The following is a 26,184-nucleotide window of genomic DNA, read 5'->3' as shown; positions in this document are numbered from 1 at the left end:
GAGTTCGGGGCGTACACCGGCGCGTTGCCGGTGTGGTGGTACTGCATCTGCCCCTCCTTGTCGTAGGAGTTCACGGGCACCGTGGGTGCATTCACCGGCAGCTGGTTGAAGTTCGTGCCGATGCGGTTGCGCTGCGCGTCCGGGTAGGAGAAGACGCGGCTGAGCAGCATCTTGTCGGGCGAGACCCCCGTGCCCGGCACGGTGTTCGACGGGCTGAACGCCGCCTGCTCGATCTGCGCGAAGTGATTGACCGGATTCTCCTTGAGAGTGAACCGGCCGACCTCGATCAGCGGGTAATCCTTGTGGGACCAGGTCTTGGTCAGATCGAAGGGGTTGAAGCGGTAGGTCTTCGCCTCGTCGTACGGCATCACCTGCACGTGCAGGGTCCACGAGGGGTAGTCGCCGCGTTCGATCGCCTCGAACAGGTCGCGGCGGTGATAGTCGGCGTCCTCGCCGGCGAGCTGACCGGCCTCCTCGTTGGTGAGGTTCTCCACGCCCTGGTCGGTGTGGAAGTGGTACTTCACCCAGAACCGCTCACCCTCGGCGTTGACCCACATGTAGGTGTGGGAGGAGTAGCCGTTCATGTTTCGCCACGACTTCGGCAGGCCGCGATCACCCATGAGATAGGCGACCTGGTGCGCCGACTCCGGCGAGAGCGACCAGAAGTCCCACTGCATGTTGTTGCTGCGCAGGCCCGAATCGGGCGTCCGCTTCTGGGACCGGATGAAATCGGCAAACTTCATGGGATCGCGCACGAAGAAGACCGGTGTGTTGTTGCCGACCAGGTCGAAGTTGCCGTCCTCGGTGTAGAACTTCAGCGCGAATCCGCGCACGTCACGCCAGGTGTCCGGCGAACCCAGCTCGCCGGCCACCGTGGAGAAACGCGCGAGCATCCGCGTCGTGGCGCCGGGCTGCAGGAACTTCGCCTTCGTGTACTGCGACACGTCCTGGGTCACCTCGAACTCGCCGAAGGCGCCCGAGCCTTTCGCGTGCGGGCTACGCTCCGGAACTCGCTCGCGGTCGAAGCGGGCGAGCTTCTCGACCAGTGCGACGTCATGGAGCATGAGCGGGCCGTTGGGCCCCAGACTCAGAGAGTTCGCATCTGACTCCCGTGGTGCGCCTGACTCGGTAGTTGATGGCTTGGTGGGATCGAACTTGTAGTCGGCCATTTCTCCTCCTCGGTGGTGGCAATGCAGTGCGAACGACGCCGGACGACGTCCTTGAGTCAGGGGGCGGGCCGGCACTCCCGGCACTGGCCCTTGTAGGTGACGTCTGCCGCCTCGGTGGCAAAGCCGAGAGCCGGATCGGGCTCCAGGCAGGGCGGTGCCCCGACGGGGCACGGCACGTCCTCGATGCGCCCGCAGGTGCGGCACACATAGTGATGATGATTGTCGTGACGGTTCAGCTCGAAGCGCGAGCGCCGCGGCCGCAGGAGTGACGAGGTCGTGATCCCGGTCGGGCAGCGAAAGGCCCACATTCCGCAGCGCGGCGAGCACGTTGTTACCCGTTAGGGCGCGATAGTCGACTGACCGCCCGTCCGAGAACCGCCAGCCGAGCTCGGAAAGGGCCGTGATGATGTCGTCGACAGCCAGTGGCTCACCGGCCGAGGTTGCGGCATGGGCGAGCACCAGCAGCGTCGCCTGGGTGGCGAAGCCGCCGGGTTCGCGAGGCACGAGCCGCTCGGCGAGGTGCGCCCACAGGACGTCAGGATCGCGACGTGCGGCTGCCCCGGCGCGGGTGAGCTGCAAGGTTCCCTTGCGCTTGCGCAAGAGTCCCAACGGGACCAGTGATTCCCGAAACGCCAACAGCGGGTAGCTGTCGATCTCCCGGTTGTGCTTGCCGATCCAGGAGGCCATCGAGGGGACCACCGCGGAGGCGGCTTCGACGTCGGCGGGCTTGAGGTATCCGGCAGCGGTCAGCGCGATGCCGTCGCCGGCTGCGCGGTCCAAGAACCACTGAAAGCCGGCGAGCGCCACGGCCTTGTCGTTCCGCGAGATCCCGCGCTCGGCTGAGGCGAGCATCTGCACCCGCCGCTCCAGGTCCACTCCGACCGCCGTGCTCCGCAGGCGATACGCGAGATCGATGAGCCGCTGGTCCACGACTCCTGTGAGGGTGAAGTGCGGTGCCTGCAGGGCCTCGTTGATCTCGTCGAGGTCGAACCGGTCCGGGTCGTAGCCCATCTCCAGATGGGCATCCTCGTCCTCCCACCAACCGCGCGAGTCCTCGGGTGGGGCGGCTCGCCGTCCGGCAACGGCCACGGCGGGTGGCGCTTCAGGCGTGGCGGGATGGGTCTCCTCCAGCCGGATGGTCAGCTCCCAGCCGTCGCCGTAGTCATAGACGTAGTGCAGCCGATCGCCGGACTGTTGCATCGTCTCGTCGAGGCGCACCTCGCCGGCCGGAACGTCGCCGGCGTCGCCGAGGTCGGCTTCCTCGACGTCGAATGGGCATAGAAAGACCTGGCTGGCGCGGTCGAAGGGGCCGCCACCCAGCGAGAATCGGTGCAAGTGATAGTCGTCCCACGCGAAGGCCGCCTGCAGGACACGGTGTACGGCGTCCAGGTGCAGGTCCGATCGAAGGTCGATGCGTCGCCAGACGGGTGGGTGCGCGTGGTCGATGTCGACCCGTACCCGCATGATCACCGGACGATCGAGTCGCTGCCGCCTGAGCTCCGGTCGCGATGGCATGGCGTTTTCGAGCCTGGGGCTACTGCTTCGCGCGACGGCGCCCAGCAGGTGGCGCAGGAAGCCGGTATCGGCCCCGGCCGCCGTCGCCGCCTCGATCTGTCGGATCAACTCGGCCCGGCCATCGTCGGTATTGGAAGCCACAACTCCAGAGTAGGCCGAAGCCGAGGTCGCGTCGAACGGTATACATGCACACATGCGCATGCGATAATGATTTTGACCTTGTAGGGGGTAGCGGTGGGAAGTGGGCACGGGCACCCAGCAGTCGGTCACGCTGGGGCCAAGCACCGGTGGCGGCTGGCGATCGCCTTCGCCGTGGTCGGGGTGTTCTTCGTCGTCGAGCTCGCGGCCGGCCTGATCTCGGGCTCGCTGGCGTTGATCTCGGACGCCGGACACATGGCCGCCGACGTCGTTGCGCTCGGCGCCGCCCTCGTCGCCACCCAGATCGCCACTCGAGCCGACCGCACTGGGCATCGGTCCTATGGCTCGTACCGCGCCGAGGTCTTCGCCTCCGGCCTCACCGTGCTGATCATGCTCGGCGTGTCGGCGTACGTCGTGATCGAGGCGATCGGGCGGATCGGCTCGGCGCCCGACGTCCAGACCTCGACCATGCTGGCCGTCGGTGCGCTCGGGCTCGCTGTCAACATCGTTTCGATGATCCTGCTGCGTGCGGGCGCCAGCGAGTCGATCAACGTCAAGGGCGCGTACTACGAGGTCGTCGCCGACGCCGCCGGAAGCGTCGGAGTGATCGCCGCCAGCGTCCTGGTGGCGGCCACCGGCAACGCGGCGTGGGACACTGCGATCGCGCTTGCCATCGGCGCGTTCGTCGCCGTCCGCGCGGTGGCTCTCGGCAGGCAGGTGCTGCACGTGCTGGGCCAGCACGCACCGAAGGAACTACGGCTGGCGGACGTCGTCCGCCACCTCGAGGAGATCCACGGCGTTAGCGAGGTCCACGATCTGCACGTGTGGACGCTGACCTCGGGGATGAACGTCGCCACCGCACATCTGGTCGTCGGCGAGGCCGCCGACTCGCAACGGGTCCTCATGAACGCCCAGGAAGTGCTCCGCGACCGCTTCGCCGTGCAGCACACGACCCTGCAAACCGAGACCGGGCGCACTCCCCAGTGCCATGAGGTGACCTGGTAGCCGACCGAGCGCGCCAGCAGGGCCGGCCCGGGCCAGACGGGCTCGTATGGTGGCGGCCCGATCTCAGCCGCCGGCGCCGAGAACGCCGGAGTCCACGCGCTGAGATGAGCGAGACCGGGATCCCGAGCCGCTGATAGGTTCACGCGAACGCGCTATCCGCGCAGCAACGCTCGAACGGCGCCACCGCGCCATGATCGAAGGCAGATGCACCGATGGACCATCACGTGTCAGAGCCGGGTCAGGACACCGACGACAGCCGGATGTTCTCCAAGGTCCTCGTGGCCAACCGCGGCGAGATCGCGATCCGCGCCTTCCGCGCCGCCTATGAGCTCGGAGCCGGCACCGTGGCGGTGTTCCCCTACGAGGACCGCAACTCCGAGCATCGGCTCAAGGCCGACGAGGCGTACGAGATCGGCGAGCGGGGGCGCCCCGTCCGTGCGTACCTCGATCCCGAGCTCATCGTGCAGACCGCGGTGCGTGCCGGTGTCGATGCGATCTATCCCGGCTACGGGTTCCTGAGCGAGAACCCGGCGCTGGCCGAGGCCTGCGAGGACGCCGGCATCACCTTCATCGGCCCGAGCGCCGAAGTGCTCACCCTCACCGGCAACAAGGCGCGGGCGATCGCTGCGGCCAAGAAGGCCGGAGTACCGACGCTGCAGTCGATCCCGCCGTCGAGGGACGTCGAGCAGCTCCTCGCGGCTGCTGACGAGCTGCCCTTCCCGCTGTTCGTGAAGGCGGTCGCCGGCGGCGGTGGCCGCGGCATGCGCCGTGTCGACCGCGAGGGCGAGCTGCGCGAGGCGATCGAGACCTGCATGCGCGAGGCCGAGGCCGCCTTCGGCGACCCTACGGTCTTCATCGAGCAGGCCGTGGTCGACCCGCGGCACATCGAGGTGCAGATCCTCGCGGACGGCGCCGGCAACGTCATCCATCTGTTCGAGCGCGACTGCTCTGTTCAGCGCCGCCACCAAAAGGTCGTCGAGATCGCCCCTGCACCCAACCTCGACCCCGAGCTGCGCGAGCGGATCTGCGCGGACGCCGTCCGCTTCGCCCAGGAGATCGAGTACAAGAACGCCGGCACCGTCGAGTTCCTCGTCGATCCCGACGGCAACTACGTGTTCATCGAGATGAACCCGCGCATCCAGGTGGAGCACACCGTCACCGAGGAGGTGACGGACGTCGACCTCGTCCGCTCCCAGATCCGCATCGCGGCCGGCGCGACCCTCGACGACCTCGGCCTGAGCCAGGACGGCGTACGGATCCGGGGCGCAGCGCTGCAGTGCCGCATCACCACCGAGGACCCCGCCAACGGGTTCCGCCCCGATACCGGCATCATCACGACCTACCGCTCGCCCGGGGGCGCCGGCGTCCGGCTGGACGGCGGGACGACGTACACCGGCGCCGAGGTCAGCGCGCACTTCGACTCCATGCTGACCAAGCTGACCTGCCGCGGCCGCACCTTCACCGACGCCGTCGACCGCGCGGCCCGCGCGGTCGCCGAGTTCCGGATTCGCGGCGTCGCGACCAACATTCCGTTCCTGCAGGCGGTCCTGGCCGACCCGGACTTCCGGCAGGGCAGGCTCTCGACCAGCTTCATCGAGCAGCACCCTCGGCTGCTGACCGCACGATCGTCCGCCGACCGCGGCACCAAACTGTTGAACTACCTGGCCGACGTGACGGTCAACAAGCCGCACGGCGAGCAGCCCATCGAGATCGAGCCGGAGGCCAAGCTGCCGTCCATCGATCTCGGCTCCCCGCCGCCACCGGGCTCCCGTGACCGGCTGCTCGAGCTTGGCCCCGAGGCCTTCGCTGCCGGCCTGCGCAGCAGGGATCGGTTCGCCGTCACCGACACCACCTTCCGTGACGCCCACCAGTCGCTGCTGGCCACCCGGGTGCGTACCCGCGACCTCATCGCGGTCGCCGGGCACGCCGCCCGCATGACCCCGCAGCTGTGGAGCCTCGAGGCGTGGGGCGGAGCGACCTACGACGTCGCGCTGCGCTTCTTGAGCGAGGACCCCTGGGACCGGCTCGCCAAGCTGCGCGAGGCGGTGCCCAACATCTGCCTCCAGATGCTGCTGCGCGGGCGCAACACCGTCGGCTACACGCCGTACCCCACCGAGGTCACGAACGCGTTCGTGCAGGAGGCGGCAGCCACCGGCATCGACGTGTTCCGCATCTTCGACGCGCTCAACGACGTCTCGCAGATGCGCCCGGCCATCGACGCCGTCCACGAGACCGGGATGAGCATCGCCGAGGTGGCGCTGTGCTACACCGGGGACCTGAGCGACCCAGGTGAGCGGCTCTACACCCTCGACTACTACCTGCGGCTCGCCGAGCAGATCATCGAGGCCGGCGCCCACGTCCTGGCGATCAAGGACATGGCCGGGCTGCTGCGCGCGCCGGCCGCCCGCACGCTGGTCAGCGCGCTGCGGGCGCGCTTCGACGTCCCGGTGCACCTGCACACCCACGACACCGCCGGTGGCCAGCTGGCGACCCTCCTGGCCGCGATCGACGCCGGCGTGGCCGCCGTCGATGCGGCGACCGCCTCGATGTCGGGCACCACCAGCCAGCCCTCGCTGTCGGCCCTGGTCGCCGCGACGAACCACTCAGCGCGCGAGTCGGGCCTCGACCTGCAGGCAGTCAGCGACCTCGAGCCCTACTGGGAGGCGGTGCGCAAGCTGTACGCGCCGTTCGAGTCCGGGCTTCCCTCGCCGACCGGCCGGGTCTACCATCACGAGATCCCCGGCGGTCAGCTCTCCAACCTTCGCCAGCAGGCGATCGCGCTCGGCCTGGGCGAGAAGTTCGAGCAGATCGAGGACATGTACGCCGCTGCGAACGGCATCCTCGGCAATGTCGTCAAGGTGACCCCGTCGAGCAAGGTCGTGGGCGACCTGGCACTGCACCTGGTGGCCGTAGGCGCCGACCCAGCTGACTTCGCCGAGAACCCGGGCGGATACGACGTGCCCGACTCGGTCATCGGCTTCCTCAACGGCGAGCTGGGCGACCCGCCCGGTGGTTGGCCCGAGCCGTTCCGCACCAAGGCCCTGGAAGGTCGCTCCGGCAAGCCGGAGGACACCGAGCTCACCGACGAGGACCGCCGCGGGCTGGACGACGATCGCCGAGGCACCCTCAACCGGCTGCTGTTTCCCGCGCCGACCCGAGAGTTCGCGGACAGCCGCGAAAAGTACGGCGACGTCTCCGTGCTGCCGACCACCGCCTTCCTCTACGGGATGAGCCCGGGCAGCGAGTACGCCGTCGACATCGAGGAGGGCAAGACCCTGCACCTGGGCGTCCAGTCGATCAGCCAGGCGGACGAGCGGGGCCTGCGCACCGTGATGTGCACCCTCAATGGTCAGCTTCGGCCGGTCAGCGTGCGAGACCGGCAGGTCGCCAGCGACGTCCCGGCCCAGGAGAAGGCCGACAAGTCCGAACCGGGGCAGGTGGCGGCGCCGTTCGCAGGGGCGGTGTCGGTCGTCGTTACAGAGGGTGATGAGATCGAGCTGGGACAGACGGTCGCGACCATCGAGGCGATGAAGATGGAAGCGTCTATCACAGCTCCCGTCGCAGGCCAGGTCAAGCGGGTGGCCCTCAGCGGAACCGCACAGGTCGAAGGCGGCGACCTCGTACTCGTGATCGCTCAGTAAGGGAGCACATCATGCAGGTTCAGCTTCGTCACAACCCCTCCTTCACCATGGCGCGGCTACACCTCGCGCCGAACGAACCGGTCCGCGTCGAGAGTGGCGCGATGGCCATGCACAGCCCCGGAATGCAGCTGCAGTCGCAGTCTTCCGGCGGCGTGATGAGCGGTATCAAGCGCTCGCTGCTGGCCGGCGAGTCGTTCTTCGTCACCACCTACACAGCCCCCGCGCAGGGCGGCTGGCTGGACATCGCAGGCGTCCTGCCCGGCGACATGATGGTGATCGACGTCCAGCCAAACCGCCCGTACTACATTGCCCGCGGCAACTGGATGGCCAACTCCTACGGCACCGAGATCGACACCAAGTGGGGCGGGCGGGCCTCGCTGTTCGGCGGCGAGGGCGGCTTCGGCCTGCAGTGCTCAGGGCAGGGCCAGGCGGTACTGAGCGTGTTCGGCGCGATCGACGTCGTCGACCTGCAGCCCGGCGAGCAGGTCGTCATCGATACCGGGCACGTCGTCGCCTACGACCTGAACATCCAGTTCCGGATGCGCCGGGCGGTCGAGGGCAGGACCATCCAGTCCATGAAGTCCGGTGAGGGCTTCGTCTTCGACTTCGCCGGGCCCGGCCGGATCTACACCCAGAGCCGCAACCCCTCGGCGTTCGCGCAGTGGGCCGCATCGGTGGTCCCGAGCGCCAACGCCCAGGGTGGTCTGGGCGGGATCCTCCGCTAGACCGGCGGTATGGTGTGGCTCACAGTTCCGTCACCGGAGGAGAGCCATGACCTCGGTCACCGACATCTACCGTTCCGCGCGCGACCAGATTCTCGCCTGGCGTGGCAAGTACGACCAGGCGGTTCGTGAGTTCCGCTGGCCGGACGTCGGCCCGGAGTTCTGCTGGGCGATCGACTGGTTCGATGCCATCGCCAAGGGCAACGAGCGACCGGCGCTGATCCTGGTCGAGGAGGACGGTGCGCGGGCGGAGTACTCCTTCGACCAGATCGCGCGCCGCTCCGACCAGGTGGCAGCCTGGCTGCGCGAGCAGGGCGTGGCCAAGGGCGACTCGGTGATCCTGATGCTCGGCAACCAGGTCGAGCTGTGGGAGTCGATGCTGGCCGTGATGAAGCTCGGCGCGGTCATCATGCCCACGACGTCCGCCGTAGGTGCCGATGATCTCGAGGACCGGATGCAGCGCGGACGTGCCAAGCACGTCATCTGCAACCCCGCAGACGTCGAGAAGTTCGCGCACCTCGACGGCAGCTACACCAGGATCACCGCGGGCGCGGCGGATGGATGGGCCGACCTGCGCGATGCCTACGACATCGCCGATCCCGTCATCGAGCACCCCCGGACCGCCAGCGACAGCCGGTTGCTCCTGTACTTCACCAGTGGGACGACGAGCCGCCCCAAGCTGGTCGAGCACACCCAGATCTCCTATCCCGTCGGACATCTGAGCACCACCTACTGGCTCGGCCTGCAGCCCGGCGACGTCCACCTGAACATCTCCTCGCCCGGCTGGGGCAAGCACGCGTGGTCGTGCTTCTTCGCCCCGTGGATCGCCGAGGCCACCATCTTCGTGTACAACTACACCCGCTTCGACGCCGCTGCCCTGATGCAGCAGATCGAGAAGGAGAAGGTGACCACCTTCTGCGCACCGCCGACCGTCTGGCGGATGCTGATCAACGCCGACCTCAGCGCCGGGCCGTGGAACTTGCGCGAGTGCATCGGTGCGGGTGAACCTCTGAACCCAGAGGTCATCGAGCGGGTGCAGCAGGCGTGGGGGATCACCCTGCGTGACGGCTACGGACAGACCGAGACCACTGCGAGCATCGGCAACGTGCCCGGGGCGAAGGTCAAGCCAGGGTCGATGGGGCAGGTACTGCCCGGTGTCCCGGTCGTCCTGGTCGACCCGCTGACCAACGAGCCGGTCAAGGGCGAGGGTGAGATCTGTATCGACCTGATGAAGCACCCGCTGTCGCTGATGACCGGCTACCAGGACGACCCGGAGAAGAACGCCAAGGCCATGGAAGGCGGCTTCTACCACTCGGGTGACGTGGCCACCGTGGATGAGGAGGGCTACATCACCTTCATCGGCCGTACCGACGACGTGTTCAAGGCCAGCGACTACAAGGTGAGCCCGTTCGAGCTCGAGTCGGTCCTCATCGAGCACGCCGCGGTCGCCGAGGCCGCCGTCGTGCCCGCACCTGACCCGGTCCGGCTCGCCGTCCCGAAGGCCTACATTTCCCTGGCGCCCGGGTACGAGGGCGACGCGGACACGGCGAGGTCGATCCTCAAGCACGCCCGTGAGCGGCTGGCGGCCTTCCAGCGGGTCCGCCGCATCGAGTTCTACGAGCTGCCCAAGACGATCTCGGGGAAGATCCGGCGGGTCGAGCTGCGTCAGCGAGAGAGCGACATCGAGGGCGCCAAGCCCTCAGGGGAGTGGCGCGACGACGACTTCCCCGACATCAAGGGCTAAGCCCCACCGCAGGTGGCTATTGGCCGGAGATCATTCGCTGGCGCGCGGCGAAGTTGAGTGCCTCCTCGGCATGCGTGTCGTCGACCTCGACCTCGTAGCTGTCGGCCTCCGTACGGCGGGCGCTCGCGAAGTCGCGCTGGCCGCGGGTGGCCGCCTGGCCGGTTGCGCCGAGGATCGCACCCCAGACCGCGCCGAGGACGACGCCCAGCAGCAGCGGGCGCCACCACGAGCCGATCACGAACAGGCTCAGCAGCAGCCCGATCAGCAGACCGAACCAGGCGCCGCTGGCCGCGCCCGCGAGCGCGGCCTTGCCGGTCGTCATGCGGGTCAGCACCTGCTCGACGCTGTGCAGACCGCGGCCGACGATCCGCACGTGCTGCACCGGGAAGCCGCTGTCGGAGAGCTGGTCGACCAGTCGCTGCGCGTCTAGGTAGTTGCGGTAGGTAGCGATCACTGTCGAGGCGGGCCGCTCGGGCACCGCGCCGGGAGGCATCGATCCAGGGGTCATGACCCCAGTGAACCAGTTCGGGGCGAGGCGGGGGAGCAGAATGGAGGTGTGGAATCGCATCGGCTGGCAGCGCGGTACATCCGGGACCTGACCCATGAGCTGTCCACGGACCTGGCTCCGCGGGCGGCGGAGGCATCCCGGCGGTCGGCGAAGGAGCGGGTGCGTCGGCTGCGTACCCGCTCCTACTTCATCCTGCAGTGCTCGACCGCCGCCGGTGTGTCCTGGTGGCTGGCCCAGCATCTGCTCGGTCACACGATGCCTTTCCTCGCGCCGGTCGCCGCGATCATCTGCCTGGGGCTGAGCTTCGGCCAGCGGTGGCGCCGGGTGGTGGAGGTGACGGTCGGCGTGGCGACCGGCGTCCTCGTCGGCAGTGCGTTCGCGCACTTCTTCGGCAGCGGGGCCTGGCAGATCATTGTCGTCGCGGCCGGCGGCATGGTGCTGGCCTCGCTGCTGGGCGGCGGTGCGCTCATCTCGACGCAGGCCGCCGTCCAGGGCACGATCGTGGTCGCGCTGATCGGGCATCCCGAGGGCGGGTTCGACCGGTGGCTGGACGCGCTGATCGGGGCCATGGTCGCGCTCGTCGCAGCGACCATCACCCCGGCCTCGCCGATCGACCGGCCGCGAGACATCGCAGCGAGGATCGGGACGTCGATGGCGGAGGTGCTGCGCGAGTCGGTGCGCGCCTATCAGGAGGCCGACCCGCAGCGTGCCGCCCGTGCGCTGCAGGCGGCGCGGGAGTCCGAGCTGGACCTCGACGCCTTCTCCAACGCCACCAAGGAGGGGCTGGCCGTCGTCCGGCACTCGCCGCTGCGTCGGCGACGACGCAGATCTGTGCAGGAGATCGCCGAGATCGCCGCACCCCTGGACCGGGCGGTGCGCAACCTGCGGGTGCTCGTCCGCCGGATCGGTGCGGCCATCTGGCGCGAGGAGACCATCAGTGAGGACATCATCGACAGCGTCCGATCGCTGGCCGACATCATCGACGGCATGAGCGGTTCCGGCACCGGACGTCGCCTGTCGAGCTGGCGTTCGGAGATCACCGAGCTGGGCAACCGCACCAGCACCATGCGGATCGAGACGCTTTCCGCTGCCGTGCTGATCGCCCAGATGCGCTCGATCGTCGTCGACCTGCTGGAGATGACCGGGCTGAGCTACGAGCAGGCGCGCGAGACGCTGAGCCCGTACGCCGACCGATAGGATGGGTGGTCGACGAGAAGGAGCACATCATGGCCAGCTATGTGGTGATCGGCGCTGGAATCCTCGGGCTTGCGACCGCGCGCTCGATCGCTGAGCTCGACCCGGCCGCCCACGTGACGGTGCTCGAGAAGGAGGACCGGGTCGCAGCCCATCAGACCGGCCGTAACTCGGGCGTCATCCACTCCGGCATCTACTATGTGCCCGGTTCGAAGAAGGCAGTGATGTCGCGGGCCGGGTCGGTGTCGATGACGAGGTTCGCAGAGGACAACGGGGTAGCGCTGGTGAAGACCGGCAAGCTCATCGTCGCCACCCGCGACGAGCAGGTGCCCGCTATGGAACGGCTGCTCGAGCGCGGTCAGCAGAACGGCGTCCCGGTGCGCCGCATCACCCCGAGTGAGGCACGTGAGTACGAGCCGCATGTCAACGCGGTGGCCGCCCTGCACGTCGGCTCGACCGCGATCGTCGACTTCATCGGGGTGTGCCAGCGCCTCGCCGATCTGATCAGTGAGCGCGGGGGCGAGGTCCGTTTCGGGGCAGAGGTGACCGGAATCGAGCGATCGGGCGAGCAGACCGTCCTCGAGACGACAGCAGGCACCTTCCAGGCGGACGTCGTCGTGTCCTGTGCGGGCCTGCAAGCCGATCTGGTGGCTGGTTTCGATCTCGAAGCGCACCGCATGCCCTATCGAATCGTGCCGTTTCGTGGCGAGTACTACGAGCTCGTGCCTGAGCGCGAGTACCTGGTCAACGGGCTGATCTACCCGGTACCCAACCCCGAGCTGCCCTTCCTCGGCGTGCACCTGACGCGGATGGCTCGAGGCGGCGTGCACGCCGGACCGAACGCGGTCCTCGCGCTCGCGAGGGAGGGCTACGACTGGCGCTCTGTCCGTCCAGGCGAGGTGTGGGATGCCGTCCGATTCCCAGGCTTCTGGCGGATGGCGCGCAAGAACCTCGGCGTCGGCGCGATGGAGGTGAGGCGTTCGCTGTCGCGCAAGCGATTCGCCCGGTCTCTCGCCGAGCTGGTTCCCGCCGTGCGCGAGAGCGACATCGTGCCGTCTCCAGCCGGCGTGCGCGCTCAGCTGCTCACCCGCGACGGCGCGATCTACGACGACTTCCTCATCGAGCGTCAGGGCCGCAACCTGCACGTGCTCAACGCGCCTTCCCCGGCGGCGACGGCCGCACTCGAGATCGGGCAGCACATCGCCCGCGAGGCGGTCGGCTAAGGGTGTGGGCATTCGCGAGCGCGTCCGCGACGTCCCTCGCGGCTCCTGGATCCGGCTGGCTGCCTTCGCCGTCACCTTCGCTATCGCCGGGCTCGTGCTGCTGCTGATCGGCGTCCCTACCGTGGCCGAGGCGCGTGACTGGGTGCGGGCGCGCGGCCCGATCGCACCCGTGGTCTTCGTCGTGGGGTTCGCGGCGCTCACTGTGACACCCTTTCCGAAGAGCGTGCTGTCGGTTGCCGGGGGAGCCCTCTGGGGGATCGGTGTCGGGCTGGCGATCTGCGTGGCCGCGGTGGTCCTCGGCGCCACCTTCTCGTTCGTCCTGGGCCGGCATGTCGTCGGGAGCTCTCTGCGCACGTTGGCCGGCCCGCACATGAAGCAGGTGGACGACGCGGTGCGCCGTAGCTTCCTCGCCGTGCTCGCGGTGCGGATCATGCCCGTACTACCGTTCACCCTCCTGAACTACGCCTTTGGGGTGACGGCGATCCGGTACCCGGTCTTCGCGCTGGCCACCGCGATCGGCTGCACCCCCGGGACTGGAGCGTACGTCGCAGTGGGCGCCTACGGTGCGGACGTCACCTCCTGGCAGTTCTGGGTCGTCCTCGCATCGATCGCGACAGTGAGCCTGATCGCCGTCATACTAGGGATCCGACGAAGGGGACGAGATGCAGCAGCTGCCGATCACGTATGACGACGTCCTCGCTGCGTCGTATCGGATCGACGAGGCGGTACGCCGCACGCCGGTGCTCACGTCTGCAGAGCTGAACGACGCGCTGGACGCGCGCATCCACTTCAAATGCGAGAACCTTCAACGTGTAGGCGCCTTCAAGCTCCGTGGCGCATACAACGCGATCGCCGCGTTGACACCTCAGGAGCGGGCCGCCGGCGTGATCGCCTATTCCTCCGGTAACCACGCTCAGGCGGTCGCGATGGCCGCGACCCTGCAGGGGGCGCGATCCACCATCGTCATGCCCCACGATGCACCGCCTATCAAGAGAGCGGCAACCGAGCGCTACGGCGCTCGGGTAGTCGAGTACGACCGATACCGCGAGGACCGGATCGAGATCGCCCGGGGGATCGCGGAGCGTGAGGGCGGGGTGACGATCCCGCCGTACGACCACCCTGATGTCATCGCGGGGCAGGGGACCGTGGCCAAGGAGCTCATCGAGCAGGTCGGCACGCTCGATGTCGTGATCGCGCCGCTGGGTGGCGGCGGACTGCTGTCCGGTACGGCCGTCGCCGCGGCCGCACTCTGTCCGGAGGCTCAGGTGCTCGGGGTCGAGCCGGAGGCGGGCGACGACGGGCGACGCAGCCTGGCTGCCGGACAGATCGTGCGCATTGACACGCCGCAGACGATCGCGGACGGCGCCCAGACCCAGTTCCTCGGCCAGTACACCTTCCCGATCCTCCGGCGGTATGTCGCCGAGATCCTCACGGTGCCCGACGCCTCGCTGGTGCAGGCGATGCGCTGGTTCTTCGAGACGCTCAAGGTGGTCGTCGAGCCGACCGGTGCGCTCGCCGCGGCTGCCGTGCGCGACGGCTTGGTCGACGTGCGGGGCAAACGGGTAGGCGTGATCGTCTCGGGCGGCAACGTCGACCTGGCGCGGTACGGCCGGCTGCTGTCCGGGTAGCCGGCCGCTATCGGACGCCGCGGGTGCGGAACTGCACCGAGATCCGTGGCCCCAGGCTGCCGCTGGCCTTGGGGACGGCGTGGTCCCAGGTGCGCTGGCAGGACCCGCCCATCACCACCAGATCGCCGTGCCCGAGACGGAACCGGTGCCGCGTGGGCCCGCCAAGGCGTTCTCGTAGCGCGAGAGTGCGCGGGGTGCCGAGGGAGAGGATGGCGACCATGGTGTCACCGGTCGCCGCCCGGCCCTCCCGGTCGCCGTGCCAGGCGACCGAGTCGCGCGCGTCCCGGTATAGGCACATGCCAGCCGACACGAACCGCTCGCCCAGCTCGTGCCGGTAGTGATCGCTCAGCAGCTCGCGGGCCTCCTCGAGCGCGTGGTGCGGGAGCGGCTCACCCTCGCGGTAGAAGCGGGTCAGGCGCGGAACCTCGATGACCCGGTCGTACATCACCCGCTTGTCGGCTCGCCAGTCGACGGTCTCGAGCAGCTGCTCGAACAGGTCGGTGGTTCCAGAGGCCCAGCCCGCCAGGTGGTCAACCCAGGCCTGGTGTGCCAGGACGGTACGCCGAACCCCGGACAGCGGACCGAAGTGCAGATCCTCATCGAGGTCGAGCAGTGAACCTTGCAGCAGCATGCGGCGACGATACCACGGGTTCGAACAGGTGTTCTAGGCTTGGGCCTATCGTCCCGTAGACCGGCCTCCCGAGCGCGACGATCGTCGCGAGCGTGGTGCGGCTCAGATCCAGGTCCTCGGCCACCGGCCCCAAGAACGGCCCGATGCCCGTGCGCAGGCCGACGGTCAGCAGCCTGATGATGGCCGCAGCGCGGCGAGCACCTCCTCGTGCAGCAGCCCGTTGCTGGCCACCGCGCATTTCTCGGTGAGTGGGTCACCACCCTCGATGCCGGTGAACCGTCCCCCCGCCTCGGTGACGATCGGGATCAGCGCTGCAAGGTCCCAGGTCTCGAGCTCCGGCTCGGCCGCTATGTCGACCGCGCCCTCGGCCAGCAGCATGTACGACCAGAAGTCGCCGTACGCGCGGGTGCGCCAGCAGCTGACCATCAGGCGAAGGAACTGCTCGAACTGGCCGCGATCGGCCCATCCGTTGAGGCTCGAGTAGGACAGGCTCGCGTCCTCAACGCGGTCGACCTTCGAGACCGAGATGCGGCGACCCTGGGAGAGGCTCCTACCGGTCCAGGCGCCGCCGCCCTTGGAGGCCCACCAGCGACGCTGGAGCGCAGGGGCCGATACGACACCGGTGACGACCTGATCGCCGTCCATCAACGCGATCAGCGTGGCCCACACCGGCACGCCGCGCACGAAGTTCTTGGTGCCATCGATCGGGTCGACCACCCACTTGCGCGACGAGTGCCCGGTCTGCCCGCCCTCCTCGCCGAGGATCGCGTCTCGTCCGCGGTGCCGGCCCAACAGGGCACGCACCAGCTCCTCCGCGCCACGGTCGACGTCCGTCACCGGGGTGAGGTCGGGCTTGGACTCGACGGTGAAGTCCATCGACCGGAACCTGGCCATCGTGAGGGCATCGACCTGATCGGCGATGACGTGGGCGAGACGCACGTCCTCTGTGTACTCGGCGCTCATGCGCCCACCCTATCCAGCGTCGGCCGTGTCGTCGTGCTGTCCGCGACGCGAGGCGAGCAGCCGTCGTAGGCTGGCCAGCCGCTCAGGGGTGCTGTGCCCGTCGGCCACCCACTGGTCGAGCGCGCAGTCCGGCTCCCCGGCGAGGTGCTGGCATCCGCTGGGGCAGTGCTCGGCGCCCTCGACGAGATCGGGGAAGGCAGCCACGACCGCCTGCGGCTCGACGTGCCCGAGGCCGAGCGATCGCACCCCAGGAGTGTCGATGACGAACCCGCCGCCGGGCAGCTCGAGCGCCACGGCCGAGGACGACGTGTGGCGCCCCTTGCCGGTGAGCCCGGCCACGTCGCCGGTTGCGCGGTCCGCGTCCGGGACCAGGGCGTTGACCAACGTCGACTTGCCGACGCCGGAATGCCCGAACAGCACCGACACTGCGCCGCGCAGCCGGTCGGCGATCTGCTCGGCATCGGCGTCCTGTCGCCGAAGCAGCAGCTCGACGCCGAGGCCGCGGTACTGCCGCGCAAAGGGTTCCGGATCGGCCAGGTCGATCTTCGTCATCAGCAGGATCGGCGTGAGCCCGCCGGCGTACGCCGCAACGAGCGCCCGGTCCACGAAGCCCGTGCGTGGCTCCGGATTGGCTGCGGCGCAGACGATCACGAGGTTGTCTGCGTTCGCGACGATGACCCGTTCGAAGGAGTCGACGTCATCGGCCGAACGGCGCAGCTCACTCGTGCGGTCGTTGATGCCGACGATGCGCGCGAGCGACCCTTCCCGGCCGCTGACGTCCCCCACTACCCGCACCGAGTCACCGACGACTATCGATTTGCGGCCGAGCTCCTTCGCCCGCATGGCGAGGATCCGGCGTTCGTCGGCGAGTCCCGGACGAACCAGGCAGGTGTAGCGGCCGCGGTCGACCGCGATGACGAACGCCGGCTCTGCGCCCTCGTGCTTGGGACGGGTCTTGGTGCGAGGCCGGGATCCGCGGCGGCTCGGCCGCACGCGGGCATCCGTCTCGTCGTAGTCCGACAGGCTTCGTCTGCTCAGCGCGCCGTCTCCGATACCTCGGGCGCACCCGTCGGGTCGCCGGTGAGCAGCTCACTCCACAGGGCGGCGAACTGCGGCATCGCCTTGGCCGTCGTCGCGACGTCGTCGATGTGAACGCCTTCGACCAGCAAGCCAGCCACGGCGGCGGCGTGCACCATTCGGTGGTCGGCGTACGATGCCAGATTCGCTTTGTGCAAGGGATGCGGGATGATGGATAGGCCGTCCTCGGTCTCGGAGACGTCTGCGCCCAGCTTGCTCAGCTCGACCGCCAACGCCCGCAGCCGATCCGTCTCGTGGCCGCGAATGTATGCCACACCGCGGATCCGGCTGGGGGAGTCGGCCGCCAGGCACATCGCGGCCACGACCGGGGTCATGTCGCCGACGTCGGCGAGGTCTACGTCGATACCGCGCCGTTCGCCGCCGGTGACGGTGATGCCGCTCTCGTCGAAGCGGGTGTTGGCGCCGTACTCCTCGAGCACCTCCAGCAGCGTCCGGATCGGCTGAGCGGTGTCCAGCGGCCAGTGCGGGATCGTCACGGTCCCACCGGTCGCGGCCGCCGCGCACAGGAAGGGTGCCGAGTTGCTGGCGTCCGGCTCGATCGTCACGTCGCGAGCCTGCACCGGTCCGGCGAGAACCCGCCACGCTCCGTCGGGGAGCTCCTCGGCGTCCACGCCGCGCTCCCGCAGCGCGCCGAGGGTCATCCGGATGTGCCCCCGGTTCGGAACCGCCCCGGACGGCGTGATGTGCAGGCCCTGTTCGAAGCGGGCCGCGCTCAGCAGGAGTCCCGAGATGAACTGCGACGACCCGGAAGCGTCGACCGTCGCCGCCCCACCACGCACTCGCCCATTCCCGATCACCTTGAGGGGCAGCAGCCCTCGACCGCCGTCCTCGATCGTCGCTCCCGCCTGACGCAGCCCGTCGATGAGCGGCCCCATCGGGCGAGTCCGTGCGTGGGGATCGCCGTCGAAGTGCGTGGGGCCATCACGCAACGCGGCCAGCGAAGGAACGAACCGCATCACCGTGCCGGACAGCCCACAGTCGACCTTCACCGGCCCGTCCGCCTGCCCAGGGGTGATCGTCCAGGCGTCGTCGGCGGGCTCGACGGTGGCGCCGAGGCCGACGAGAGCGTCGGCCATCAACAGCGAGTCCCGGCTACGCAGGGGGTTGGCGATCGCCGACTGCCCATCGGCGATCGCGGACAGCACGAGGGAGCGTGCCATGAGCGACTTCGACCCCGCGACCGGCACGGTCCCCTCGACGGCCGAGCCCGTCCAGGGCAGCGTCCACGGAATGGCCTGAGAACTCATGCGCCAAGTCTGTCACGACGTAGGCTGGCCCTATGTGCGGACGCTATACGTCGAAGAAGAACCCGGTGGAGATCGCCGAGGAGTTCCAGGCCGCCGATCACGTCTCCGCCGACCGCAAGCCCGACTACAACGTCGCGCCGACCCGCTCCGTGCCCGTCGTCCGTGCCAAGCGCTCCGAGCCCGCATCGGGGCAGGCCCGGGAGCTGGTCGAGATGAAATGGGGGCTGGTTCCGTTCTGGGCCAAGGATCCCAAGATCGGTGGACGCATGTTCAACGCCCGGGCCGAGTCCGTCGCGAGCAAGCCGGCATTTCGGACGGCGCTGAAGAAGCGACGCTGCATCGTTCCCGCTGACGGCTACTACGAGTGGAAGAAGCTCGACGACGGCAAGAAGCAGCCCTACTACATGACCTCGCCTGACGGCTCGTCACTGGCCTTCGCCGGCCTGTGGGAGCTCTGGGGTGAGGGCGAGGACGTGCTGAGCACGTTCACGATCATCACGACCGACGCCGCCGGCCATCTCGAGGAGATCCACGACCGGATGCCGTTCCTGCTGCCCCCCAATGCCTGGACGCAGTGGCTGGACCCGTCTGAGCCCGAGGTCGCGGCGCTGCTGGAGCATCCAGACCTCACCCGCGCGGACTCGCTGGAGCTGCGGCCTGTTGGCGCGGAGGTTGGCAAGGTCGCCAACAACGGACCCGACCTCATCACCCCGATCGAGCCGGACGCGGTGCTGTTCTGAGCTCCTCGGACGACCGCGCCGTGACCGCGGTAGTCCCACCGGAATAGCGGATCGGCGTACGGCGTTCCAGAGGCGTGACTGCCAGCACCATGGAACGCCCCCGCGTATTGTCGAGCGTGCATGCGCCACGTGACCGACAAGCGGAGAAGGACCATATGACCCAGGAGAATCCCCCAGTGGATCTCGACCCGGTGGATCCCGGTGACCTCCCTGTCGACGAGGACGGGCAGGCTTCGGACGCAGGCGACGCGGACGTCGATCTTGCCGCCGAGACCCCGGACGAGCGGGCCGCGCGGTTCGAGGCCAACGCGATGCCGCTGCTCGACCAGCTCTACGGAGCGGCACTGCGTATGACGCGCAATCCTGCCGATGCCGAGGATCTGGTCCAGGACACCTACGTGAAGGCCTTCTCGTCCTTCCACCAGTTCAAGCCGGGGACCAACCTGCGGGCCTGGATGTACCGCATCCTGACCAACAACTTCATCAACAACTACCGCAAGCAGCAACGTCGTCCTCAGGAGGCCTCCAGCGAGGGCATCGAGGACTGGCAGCTGTACGCGGCGGAGCAGCACACCTCCACCGGCCTCCGGTCGGCGGAGATGGAGGCGCTCGATGCGCTGCCCGACAACGACATCAAGGAGGCGCTGGCCGCGCTGCCCGAGGACTTCCGCATCGCGGTTTACCTCGCCGATGTCGAGGGCTTCGCCTACAAGGAGATCGCCGAGATGATGGGCACCCCCATCGGCACGGTGATGTCGCGGCTGCATCGCGGCCGCAAGCAGCTGCAGGTCCAGCTTGCCGACTACGCGCGAGAGCGCGGAATCCTGTCGGCCGAGAAGGAAACGGTGAAGCAATGAACGCCGAGTTCGACGTGTGCCCGTGCGGGGGAGAGCATGAGCTGCCGTGCGGGCGCTTCCTCATCGACACCTATCGCATCGATGACGAGACCTGCGACGACGCCCATCGCAGGGCCTTGGCCAAGCACGCCGAGGAGTGCGAACCGTGCCGCCGCGCGTATAGCATCGAGCGCAACGTCAAGGCGCTCGTGCGCCGCTGCTGCGGCACCGAGCTCGCCCCCGAGAGCCTGCGAACCGGTGTGCAGCAGCGCATCCGGGCGCTGACGGTGCAGATGAGCGAGACGGTCATCGCGGACGGCGTGAGCATCATCCGGTCCCGGCAGACCGTCATCAAGCTGCAGTCGCCGGACTCGCAGCAGTGAGCCTTCCGGTCGGCATCCTCGACTTCGTCGCGATTACCGGGCAGGCCAGCGCGCGCGAGACTATCGAGGCGAGCCTCGAGGTGGCCCGGGCCGCGGACCGGCTGGGCTATCGCAGGTACTGGGTTCCTGAGCATCACAACCATCTCGGCTTGGCGTTCACCTCGCAGGAGGTGATGATCACCCGGCTGCTGGAGCAGACCGAGCAGATCCGCGTCGGGGCCGCTGGAATCATGCTGCCCAACTGGGCGCCCTTGAAGGTCGCCGAGGTGTTCCGCACCTTGGAGACGATGTACCCCGGGCGGGTCGACCTCGGTCTCGGGAGGGCTCCGGGCACCGACGGGTTGACCGCGCACGCCCTGCGAAACGGCCAGTCCCACGATGACTTCCCACAGCAGTGCGCCGAGCTGCTCGCCTTCCTGCACGATGCCTTCCCCGAGACCCATCCTTATCGACAGGTCGTCGCCGCACCCGTGCCCGAGCACGCGCCAGAGGTGTTCATGCTCGGCTCGAGCGACTTCGGGCCCACCTTCGCGGCCGTCAACGGGCTCGTCGCGGTCTTCGCACACCACATGACCCCGCAGTACGCCGTACCGCTGCTGCGCGGGTATCGGGAACGCTTCGAGCCCTCGCCGTACTTGAACGCGCCGTACTCGATCGTCTCGGCACTGGCGTTCGCGACCGACGAGCCGGATCTGGCCGACGCGGCGCTCGCGACATGGATGCTGTTCAAGGACAAGCTCGGCCGTGGCGAGCGGGGCGCTCGCGCGGGCCTGCAGGAGGCCCTGGATTACACCCGCACCGAGCAGTTCGCCGCCCGAAAGCCCTCGAACGAGAAGCTCGTCTTCGCCGGCACCGCGGACGCGGTGCACGAGCGGCTGACCGAACTGGCGAGCGATTGCCAGGTGGACGAGCTCGTGGTCATCAGTCCTCTTGGTGAGCAGGAGCACCGGTTGCGTTCGTTCGAACTGCTGGCCGACCGATTCGAGCTGCCGCGGGCGTAGCGCCCCGCCCGAACGGAGAAGGGCCCGAGACCACGGCGGTCTCGGGCCCTGAAGCTCTCGCGGCCTCGGGCCGCCGACGGCTACGCGTTGGGGCGCTTGCCGTGGTTGGCGTTGTTCTTCTTGCGGCTGCGACGCTTGCGGCCTCGCTTGCTCATGTGCACTCCCATCGTTGCAGGACGAACCATTCTCGCACACGAGTAGAGTGAGCACGTCGAGTCCCGGGACGAAGTGAGGAAGTCGATGGCCGAAGAGGTCCGCGCGGAGATGGTTGCCAGCGTGTTCAAGGTGCTCGTCACGGCGGGCGATGCCGTCGCCGAGGGCGATGAGCTGGTCACCCTCGAGTCGATGAAGATGGAGATTCCCGTCATCGCCGAGACCGCCGGCACCGTCCGCGAGATCGCGGTGGCCGAGGGCGACGTGATCCAGGGAGGCGACCTCATCGCGGTCATCGAGTAGCGCGGCCACGTGAGTCCACTGGACGGTCTGCTCGGGGCGCGGACGGCGCTCACGCACGAGGACGCCGAGCATCTGCAGGCGCTGGTCGGTGAATGGCAGTTGCTGGCAGACCTTTCCTTCGCTGATCTGCTGCTGTGGGTGCCGACGACTGACGGTCGGCAGCTGTGCGTCGCGCAGGTTCGTCCTACGACCGGGCCGACGGCGTACCAACACGACCTGATCGAGGCCACTGCGGACGTCGAGCACGCCGCGATCCTCGATGATCCGTCCGCTCCCGGGCGCTTTCTGGTGCGCCGTACGCCCGACGGCCCGGTGATCGGGATCATCTCGCGGCGGCGGCATGTCCAGCCCCCGGCCTCGCCGTCCACACTGGAGCTGGCCTACACGGAGGCAGCGACTGCACTGCTCGGCATGGTCGAGCGCGCGCTGTTCCCACCCGCGGGGGCGAGTGCCGAGCTGATGACCGGGCCGCGGGCCGGGGACGGTCTGGTGCTGCTGGAGGACGACGGCAGCGTGCGCTACGCGAGCCCTAACGCCACGTCGGCGTACCGCCGCATGGGCTGGGCGAGCGATCTCGTGCACGCCGATCTGGCCGCAGTGACCCGCGAGGTGGTCAGCGACCGGTTCTATGCCGACGAGCTGATCGCGCGAGTCACCACGGCTCTGGGCGGCGGCAGCCCCACCCGGCTGGAGGTCGACGCGCACGGGGCCACCGTGCTCTTCCGGGCGCTGCCGCTCGAGCACGAGGCAGGCGACGCCGGAGCCTTGGTGCTGGTGCGCGATGTCACCGACGTCCGGCGCCGGGACCGCCAGCTGCTGAGCAAGGACGCCACCATTCGGGAGATCCATCACCGGGTCAAGAACAATCTGCAGACCGTGGCGGCGCTGCTGCGGCTGCAGGCACGCCGGGTCGACGAACCAGCGGTGCGCGCAGCGCTCACCGAGTCGGTCCGGCGGGTGAGCTCGATCGCGCTGGTGCACGAGACGCTATCGATGTCGTTGGATGAAACGGTCGACTTCGACGAGATCGTGGATCGGCTCATCCCGATGGTCACAGAGGTGGCCGCAGCGGAGTCGACGATCAGGATCGAGCGCGACAGCAGCTGCGGCATGCTGCCGGCGGAGGTCGCCACACCGCTGGTGCTGGTCGTGGTGGAGCTGCTGCAGAACGCCGTCGAGCACGCCTACCGCCCGCAGGAGTCGGGAATCGCTCGGGTCTCGGCGGCCCGGCGTCCCGGGGCGATAAGGGTCGAGGTCGTAGACGACGGGGTGGGCCTGCCCGACGGGTTCGCGCTGGACGGGGCGGGCCGCCTGGGCCTGCAGATCGTGCAGACCCTCGTGGAGAGCGAGCTGCGTGGCTCGATCGAGATCACGCGCGGGGAGGCAGCGCGTGGGACCCGAGCCGTCGTGGAAATCCCGCTCGTACGCCGGTGAACCTCAGGTGGGAATAGCGAGTCGCAACCTACCGCAGGTGGATGGGCTAGGCGGAGCGAGCGGCGCGGGCCTGTCGACGCTTGAGGGTGCGGCGCTCGTCCTCGCTGAGACCGCCCCAGACGCCGGAGTCCTGGCCGGTGGTCAACGCCCACGAGAGGCACTGCTCGGTGACCGGGCACCGTCGGCATACGCTCTTGGCGTCTTCGATCTGCCGCAGCGCCGGGCCGGTGTTCCCAACGGGGAAGAACAGCTCCGGATCCTCGTCGCGGCAGATAGCGCGGTGACGCCAATCCATATTCACTCCTTGTGGTGCGGCTATGAGTGCACCGTGAATCCCTACGCGATGAAGTGGGGGGTCGGTGTCTCAACCAGAATGCGTACACACTATTCTGGCCCGGCAGTGGCGCATGTGCTAGTCGTTATCGACACATTTCGTCATTGCCTTGCTGTGAGATAAAACCTCTCGGGGCGCGCTTGACACGCCTGCTGCGGGGTTTCGCCCCTGCGATCTGGGAACCTCTGGCTCAGCAGAGCACTCGCAGCGCCTGCGGCACGCTGCGGATCGCGATGTCGGTGTAGTCCCCGGCATAGTCGCCGTCCACCTGGACCGGAACCGGGCTCTCGGCGCGGACGCGCAGCTGCTGAAGATCATGCTCGACGCGCAGCCGTCGGCACCGAGGACGCGGGTTCTTCCGCGTGACCTGCCACAGCAGACGCCCCACGGTGAGGGCGTTGGTCCGGCCCAGGGCGAACAGGTCGACCCCGCCCTCGTACGACGCCTGCGGGGTCAGATGTACCGCGGTCTGCTTGTAGTAGGTCCACGGCGTGGTGTTGGTCACGATACACAGGAACGCATCGTCGATCGGGTCGCGCCCCGGCGCCTGGATGCTCAGCCGGGTGCGCTCGCGCTGTTCGCCTACGAAGAAGTCGCGGACGGCGGTGCTGGCGTACAGGAACGGGCTGGCCTTGCGGCCGTTACCGCGGCGCAGCTCCACGCCGTGCACCACCGCAGCGTCGAATCCGACGCCTGCGGTGAACACGAACCAGCGACTGTCCATTCGCCCCAGGCCGATCATCCGGGTGCGGCGCCGCTCCAGCGCCTCCAGCAGCTGGCCGGTCGCCTCCACGGGGTCGTTCGAGAGTCCGAGCGTGCGGGCGAAGACATTGGCCGAGCCTCCGGGGAGGACGGCGAGTGCGGGGAGACCGGGCCGTGGCCCCCGGGAGAGCAGGCCGTTGACCACCTCGTTCACGGTCCCGTCGCCCCCGAGGGCGATGATCAGGTCGTACCGGTCGTCGGCGGCGCGCGCGCCGAGTTCGATCGCGTGCCCGCGGTGGTCGGTGTGCGCGACCTCGACGTGAACGTGCGAGGCAAGCGCTCCGATGATCACGTCCCGAACCCGGGGAGTGGTTGCCGTGGCCGTCGGGTTGGTGACCAATAGAGCGCGCATGATGAGCAAGCCTACCGCTGGGTACCCTGGCTCTCGTGCCCGCAGATTCAGTAGATGACGACGATCACGCCCCCGAGGCGCCCCGCAAGTACACCTACGCGGCCGGGGAGCACCGCAGCACGCCGCTGGCGATCGCGGCGGGGCTCGTGGCGCTCGAGGGGCTGATCGCGCTCGGGTACGCCGTGACGTGGGGCTATCTCTCGCTGACCGGCAGCCCCACCGACGAGACCGCCTCGCTGATGGGGGCCGTCTTCGCGGCGCTCGGTGGACTGCTGCTACTGCGGATGGCGGTGGCGCTGTGGCAGGTGGAGGTGTGGCCGCGGGTGCCGGTGATCGTGCTGCAGCTGATCTTCGTCCCCGTGGGGTGGTCGATCGCCTTCAAGCTCGGAAACACCGCGATCGGGGTACCGATGCTGGTGCTCGCCGTGAGCCTCCTGGCGCTGCTGTTCTCCGCACCGGTGCGCGAGGGCTACGGCCGCGACGTCTGATCCTGGGCCGCTCGGAGGTCGACGTCCGCCGGCTCGTCATCCCCGATCAGCGCCGCGGACTGCGTCTCCTCCTCGTCGTCGTACCCGTCGTCGGCGTCCTCTTCCGGGAACAGCACGGACGGCAGCTTGCGTCGTGGCGGGGCCACCGACCCGGGGCCGAACAGCTGTCTGCGGACCGGCGCCGTGAGCGCACCCAGCGGGCATACGAGGACATATCCGTAGGCGATGATGGCACCGGTGATGGCCGGCACCGTCGCGAACCCGACGACCGCGAGCAGGAACATGCCGAGCGAGACCGGCACCCACACGCCGGCGGGGGAGATGAGCATCCGGAAGCTCATGAATCGGTACGAGCTGCTCATCAGCAAGGCGGCCAAGACACCGGTGCCCAGCGGGATCAGCATCCGCCATCCGTCGAACGGCGGGGCGAACAGGGAGACCGTCGCGAGGGCGACGCCGGCAGCCGCGGGGCTGGCCAGGCCGATGAAATAGCGTTTGTCCGCGAGCGGGTCGATCGTCACGTTGAAGCGCGCGAGCCGGAAGGCAGCACAGGCCAGCCACAGCAGCGGCACCACCCAGGCCAGGGTCCCCTGACCGTTGAATCCCCAAGTGTGCAGCAGCACTGCTGGGCCAATGCCGAACGAGATGAGGTCGGCCAGCGAGTCGAACTGCAGCCCGAACGGCGTGATGGCTCCGACGGCGCGCGCCACCGCTCCGTCCAGGATGTCGAGGACGATCGCGACGCCGATCAGCACCGCGGCGGCCTGATAGCGGCCGTCGAAGGAGGCGAACACCGAGGCGAAGCCGCACAGCATGTTCGCGAGCGTGAACAGGCTCGGCAGCATCGCCTGCCAGCGCGCCGGCCCCTGGAGACGACCGGGCGGGACGACGCGCGCACCCGTCTGGGAGACGAGCCGGAATCCGCGGCGACGCCGCCTGAGTGCCTCGCGCATGCGGCCTGTTGCTGGACCG

25 protein-coding genes and 2 pseudogenes are annotated in these 26,184 nt (G+C 68.8%); 15 read left to right on the top strand and 12 right to left on the bottom strand.

What is annotated here, in order from left to right; all coding sequences use genetic code 11:
* Nucleotides 1–8: 8 nt before the first annotated feature.
* The 3 genes and pseudogenes from DAA40_RS17010 to DAA40_RS17000 form a co-directional block, all read right to left on the bottom strand.
* A pseudogene (locus DAA40_RS17010) lies at nucleotides 9–1,121 on the bottom strand (catalase); the annotation flags it as partial.
* Between the two features lie 104 nt (nucleotides 1,122–1,225).
* Nucleotides 1,226–1,477 (bottom strand): transcriptional repressor, encoded by a 252-nt coding sequence (locus tag DAA40_RS17005; RefSeq protein WP_106850101.1) that lies wholly within the window; start codon nucleotides 1,475–1,477, stop codon nucleotides 1,226–1,228.
* Nucleotides 1,478–2,135: 658 nt separating this feature from the next.
* Nucleotides 2,136–2,633, bottom strand: a pseudogene (locus DAA40_RS17000) (plasmid pRiA4b ORF-3 family protein); the annotation flags it as partial.
* Nucleotides 2,634–2,918: 285 nt separating this feature from the next.
* Here DAA40_RS17000 and DAA40_RS09520 point away from each other — a divergent pair.
* From DAA40_RS09520 to DAA40_RS09505, 4 genes are all read left to right on the top strand, one after another.
* Complete coding sequence (locus DAA40_RS09520; protein WP_106849513.1) at nucleotides 2,919–3,827, top strand: cation diffusion facilitator family transporter; 909 nt, start codon at nucleotides 2,919–2,921, stop codon at nucleotides 3,825–3,827.
* Nucleotides 3,828–4,051: 224 nt separating this feature from the next.
* Nucleotides 4,052–7,468 carry a pyruvate carboxylase gene (locus DAA40_RS09515; RefSeq protein WP_234356320.1) on the top strand — a complete coding sequence of 1,139 codons (3,417 nt, stop codon included), beginning with the start codon at nucleotides 4,052–4,054 and terminating at the stop codon, nucleotides 7,466–7,468.
* An 11-nt stretch (nucleotides 7,469–7,479) separates the two neighbouring features.
* Nucleotides 7,480–8,193, top strand: coding sequence for a TIGR00266 family protein (locus DAA40_RS09510; RefSeq protein WP_106849512.1), 714 nt, complete (start codon nucleotides 7,480–7,482; stop codon nucleotides 8,191–8,193).
* Nucleotides 8,194–8,239: 46 nt separating this feature from the next.
* Entirely contained in the window at nucleotides 8,240–9,934 is a 1,695-nt protein-coding gene (locus DAA40_RS09505; RefSeq protein ID WP_106849511.1) for an AMP-binding protein, read from the top strand.
* A 16-nt stretch (nucleotides 9,935–9,950) separates the two neighbouring features.
* Here the strand turns inward: DAA40_RS09505 and DAA40_RS09500 are convergent, their stop codons facing one another.
* Nucleotides 9,951–10,442 (bottom strand): general stress protein, encoded by a 492-nt coding sequence (locus DAA40_RS09500; RefSeq protein ID WP_199849682.1) that lies wholly within the window; start codon nucleotides 10,440–10,442, stop codon nucleotides 9,951–9,953.
* 48 nt (nucleotides 10,443–10,490) lie between these two features.
* Here DAA40_RS09500 and DAA40_RS09495 point away from each other — a divergent pair, with 48 nt between their 5' ends.
* From DAA40_RS09495 to DAA40_RS09480, 4 genes are read left to right on the top strand one after another with little or no spacing between them, the layout of a single operon-like run.
* Nucleotides 10,491–11,639, top strand: a complete 1,149-nt coding sequence (locus DAA40_RS09495) for an aromatic acid exporter family protein (RefSeq protein ID WP_199849681.1) — start codon at nucleotides 10,491–10,493, stop codon at nucleotides 11,637–11,639.
* Between the two features lie 5 nt (nucleotides 11,640–11,644).
* Entirely contained in the window at nucleotides 11,645–12,859 is a 1,215-nt protein-coding gene (gene lhgO / locus DAA40_RS09490; protein ID WP_234356319.1) for an L-2-hydroxyglutarate oxidase, read from the top strand.
* 4 nt (nucleotides 12,860–12,863) lie between these two features.
* On the top strand, nucleotides 12,864–13,547 hold the full coding sequence (locus tag DAA40_RS09485) for a TVP38/TMEM64 family protein (RefSeq protein WP_106849509.1): 684 nt from the start codon (nucleotides 12,864–12,866) through the stop codon (nucleotides 13,545–13,547).
* Complete coding sequence (locus DAA40_RS09480; protein ID WP_106849508.1) at nucleotides 13,522–14,487, top strand: threo-3-hydroxy-L-aspartate ammonia-lyase; 966 nt, start codon at nucleotides 13,522–13,524, stop codon at nucleotides 14,485–14,487. Before DAA40_RS09485 ends, DAA40_RS09480 begins: the two co-directional genes overlap by 26 nt.
* Nucleotides 14,488–14,494: 7 nt before the next feature.
* Here the strand turns inward: DAA40_RS09480 and DAA40_RS09475 are convergent, their stop codons facing one another.
* From DAA40_RS09475 to aroA, 4 genes are all read right to left on the bottom strand, one after another.
* Entirely contained in the window at nucleotides 14,495–15,118 is a 624-nt protein-coding gene (locus DAA40_RS09475; RefSeq protein WP_106849507.1) for an alpha-ketoglutarate-dependent dioxygenase AlkB, read from the bottom strand.
* 165 nt (nucleotides 15,119–15,283) lie between these two features.
* Nucleotides 15,284–16,081, bottom strand: coding sequence for a histidinol-phosphatase (gene hisN / locus DAA40_RS09465; protein ID WP_106849505.1), 798 nt, complete (start codon nucleotides 16,079–16,081; stop codon nucleotides 15,284–15,286).
* A 9-nt stretch (nucleotides 16,082–16,090) separates the two neighbouring features.
* Nucleotides 16,091–17,074: a ribosome small subunit-dependent GTPase A gene (gene rsgA / locus DAA40_RS09460; protein ID WP_234356318.1), complete on the bottom strand. Its 984-nt coding sequence runs from the start codon at nucleotides 17,072–17,074 to the stop codon at nucleotides 16,091–16,093.
* 41 nt (nucleotides 17,075–17,115) lie between these two features.
* Nucleotides 17,116–18,426 (bottom strand): 3-phosphoshikimate 1-carboxyvinyltransferase, encoded by a 1,311-nt coding sequence (aroA, locus tag DAA40_RS09455; RefSeq protein WP_106849503.1) that lies wholly within the window; start codon nucleotides 18,424–18,426, stop codon nucleotides 17,116–17,118.
* Nucleotides 18,427–18,458: 32 nt separating this feature from the next.
* On the opposite strand from aroA, the gene DAA40_RS09450 reads away from it, so the two are divergent.
* The 4 genes from DAA40_RS09450 to DAA40_RS09435 all read left to right on the top strand — a co-directional run bounded on the left by DAA40_RS09450 (nucleotide 18,459) and on the right by DAA40_RS09435 (nucleotide 21,386).
* Nucleotides 18,459–19,166 (top strand): SOS response-associated peptidase, encoded by a 708-nt coding sequence (locus DAA40_RS09450; RefSeq protein ID WP_106849502.1) that lies wholly within the window; start codon nucleotides 18,459–18,461, stop codon nucleotides 19,164–19,166.
* A 155-nt stretch (nucleotides 19,167–19,321) separates the two neighbouring features.
* A complete protein-coding gene (locus DAA40_RS09445) occupies nucleotides 19,322–20,023 on the top strand; it encodes a sigma-70 family RNA polymerase sigma factor (protein WP_106849501.1) in 702 nt (233 codons plus the stop codon).
* Complete coding sequence (rsrA, locus tag DAA40_RS09440; protein ID WP_106849500.1) at nucleotides 20,020–20,385, top strand: mycothiol system anti-sigma-R factor; 366 nt, start codon at nucleotides 20,020–20,022, stop codon at nucleotides 20,383–20,385. Before DAA40_RS09445 ends, rsrA begins: the two co-directional genes overlap by 4 nt.
* Nucleotides 20,382–21,386: an LLM class flavin-dependent oxidoreductase gene (locus DAA40_RS09435; protein ID WP_106849499.1), complete on the top strand. Its 1,005-nt coding sequence runs from the start codon at nucleotides 20,382–20,384 to the stop codon at nucleotides 21,384–21,386. Before rsrA ends, DAA40_RS09435 begins: the two co-directional genes overlap by 4 nt.
* Nucleotides 21,387–21,466: 80 nt before the next feature.
* Here the strand turns inward: DAA40_RS09435 and DAA40_RS16995 are convergent, their stop codons facing one another.
* Entirely contained in the window at nucleotides 21,467–21,541 is a 75-nt protein-coding gene (locus DAA40_RS16995; RefSeq protein WP_370430647.1) for a 50S ribosomal protein bL37, read from the bottom strand.
* Nucleotides 21,542–21,626: 85 nt separating this feature from the next.
* Here DAA40_RS16995 and DAA40_RS09430 point away from each other — a divergent pair, with 85 nt between their 5' ends.
* Both DAA40_RS09430 and DAA40_RS09425 read left to right on the top strand, forming a co-directional pair.
* Entirely contained in the window at nucleotides 21,627–21,842 is a 216-nt protein-coding gene (locus DAA40_RS09430) for a biotin/lipoyl-binding carrier protein (RefSeq protein WP_106849498.1), read from the top strand.
* A gap of 9 nt (nucleotides 21,843–21,851) precedes the next feature.
* On the top strand, nucleotides 21,852–23,276 hold the full coding sequence (locus tag DAA40_RS09425) for a sensor histidine kinase (protein ID WP_106849497.1): 1,425 nt from the start codon (nucleotides 21,852–21,854) through the stop codon (nucleotides 23,274–23,276).
* A 46-nt stretch (nucleotides 23,277–23,322) separates the two neighbouring features.
* Here the strand turns inward: DAA40_RS09425 and DAA40_RS09420 are convergent, their stop codons facing one another.
* Both DAA40_RS09420 and DAA40_RS09415 read right to left on the bottom strand, forming a co-directional pair.
* Complete coding sequence (locus DAA40_RS09420) at nucleotides 23,323–23,571, bottom strand: WhiB family transcriptional regulator (RefSeq protein ID WP_106849496.1); 249 nt, start codon at nucleotides 23,569–23,571, stop codon at nucleotides 23,323–23,325.
* A gap of 229 nt (nucleotides 23,572–23,800) precedes the next feature.
* A complete protein-coding gene (locus DAA40_RS09415) occupies nucleotides 23,801–24,724 on the bottom strand; it encodes a diacylglycerol kinase family protein (protein WP_106850097.1) in 924 nt (307 codons plus the stop codon).
* Nucleotides 24,725–24,759: 35 nt separating this feature from the next.
* On the opposite strand from DAA40_RS09415, the gene DAA40_RS09410 reads away from it, so the two are divergent.
* Nucleotides 24,760–25,212, top strand: coding sequence for a hypothetical protein (locus tag DAA40_RS09410; RefSeq protein ID WP_106849495.1), 453 nt, complete (start codon nucleotides 24,760–24,762; stop codon nucleotides 25,210–25,212).
* On the opposite strand, the gene DAA40_RS09405 is transcribed toward DAA40_RS09410, so the two are convergent.
* Complete coding sequence (locus tag DAA40_RS09405; protein ID WP_199849680.1) at nucleotides 25,194–26,165, bottom strand: phosphatidylcholine/phosphatidylserine synthase; 972 nt, start codon at nucleotides 26,163–26,165, stop codon at nucleotides 25,194–25,196. The two genes, DAA40_RS09410 and DAA40_RS09405, sit on opposite strands and share 19 nt — an antisense overlap.
* Nucleotides 26,166–26,184: the final 19 nt, after the last annotated feature.

The sequence above is a fragment of the Blastococcus sp. Marseille-P5729 genome (assembly GCF_900292035.1).
GTDB lineage: Bacteria > Actinomycetota > Actinomycetes > Mycobacteriales > Antricoccaceae > Cumulibacter.
Note: the sequence above shows the minus strand (reverse complement) of the source record. Positions and strands in the feature narration are given on the sequence as shown.

Bases quoted from the DNA above. Each gene is read 5' to 3' on its own strand.
- DAA40_RS09480 (WP_106849508.1), top strand. From the start codon at position 13,522: ATGCAGCAGCTGCCGATCACGTATGACGACGTCCTCGCTGCGTCGTAT.
- DAA40_RS09430 (WP_106849498.1), top strand. From the start codon at position 21,627: ATGGCCGAAGAGGTCCGCGCGGAGATGGTTGCCAGCGTGTTCAAGGTG.
- rsrA (WP_106849500.1), top strand. From the start codon at position 20,020: ATGAACGCCGAGTTCGACGTGTGCCCGTGCGGGGGAGAGCATGAGCTG.
- DAA40_RS09475 (WP_106849507.1), bottom strand. From the start codon at position 15,118: ATGCTGCTGCAAGGTTCACTGCTCGACCTCGATGAGGATCTGCACTTC.
- DAA40_RS09510 (WP_106849512.1), top strand. From the start codon at position 7,480: ATGCAGGTTCAGCTTCGTCACAACCCCTCCTTCACCATGGCGCGGCTA.
- DAA40_RS09445 (WP_106849501.1), top strand. From the start codon at position 19,322: ATGACCCAGGAGAATCCCCCAGTGGATCTCGACCCGGTGGATCCCGGT.
- DAA40_RS09415 (WP_106850097.1), bottom strand. From the start codon at position 24,724: ATGCGCGCTCTATTGGTCACCAACCCGACGGCCACGGCAACCACTCCC.
- DAA40_RS09405 (WP_199849680.1), bottom strand. From the start codon at position 26,165: ATGCGCGAGGCACTCAGGCGGCGTCGCCGCGGATTCCGGCTCGTCTCC.
- hisN (WP_106849505.1), bottom strand. From the start codon at position 16,081: ATGAGCGCCGAGTACACAGAGGACGTGCGTCTCGCCCACGTCATCGCC.
- DAA40_RS09500 (WP_199849682.1), bottom strand. From the start codon at position 10,442: ATGACCCCTGGATCGATGCCTCCCGGCGCGGTGCCCGAGCGGCCCGCC.
- DAA40_RS09420 (WP_106849496.1), bottom strand. From the start codon at position 23,571: ATGGATTGGCGTCACCGCGCTATCTGCCGCGACGAGGATCCGGAGCTG.
- DAA40_RS09450 (WP_106849502.1), top strand. From the start codon at position 18,459: ATGTGCGGACGCTATACGTCGAAGAAGAACCCGGTGGAGATCGCCGAG.
- aroA (WP_106849503.1), bottom strand. From the start codon at position 18,426: ATGAGTTCTCAGGCCATTCCGTGGACGCTGCCCTGGACGGGCTCGGCC.
- DAA40_RS09505 (WP_106849511.1), top strand. From the start codon at position 8,240: ATGACCTCGGTCACCGACATCTACCGTTCCGCGCGCGACCAGATTCTC.
- DAA40_RS17005 (WP_106850101.1), bottom strand. From the start codon at position 1,477: ATGTGGGCCTTTCGCTGCCCGACCGGGATCACGACCTCGTCACTCCTG.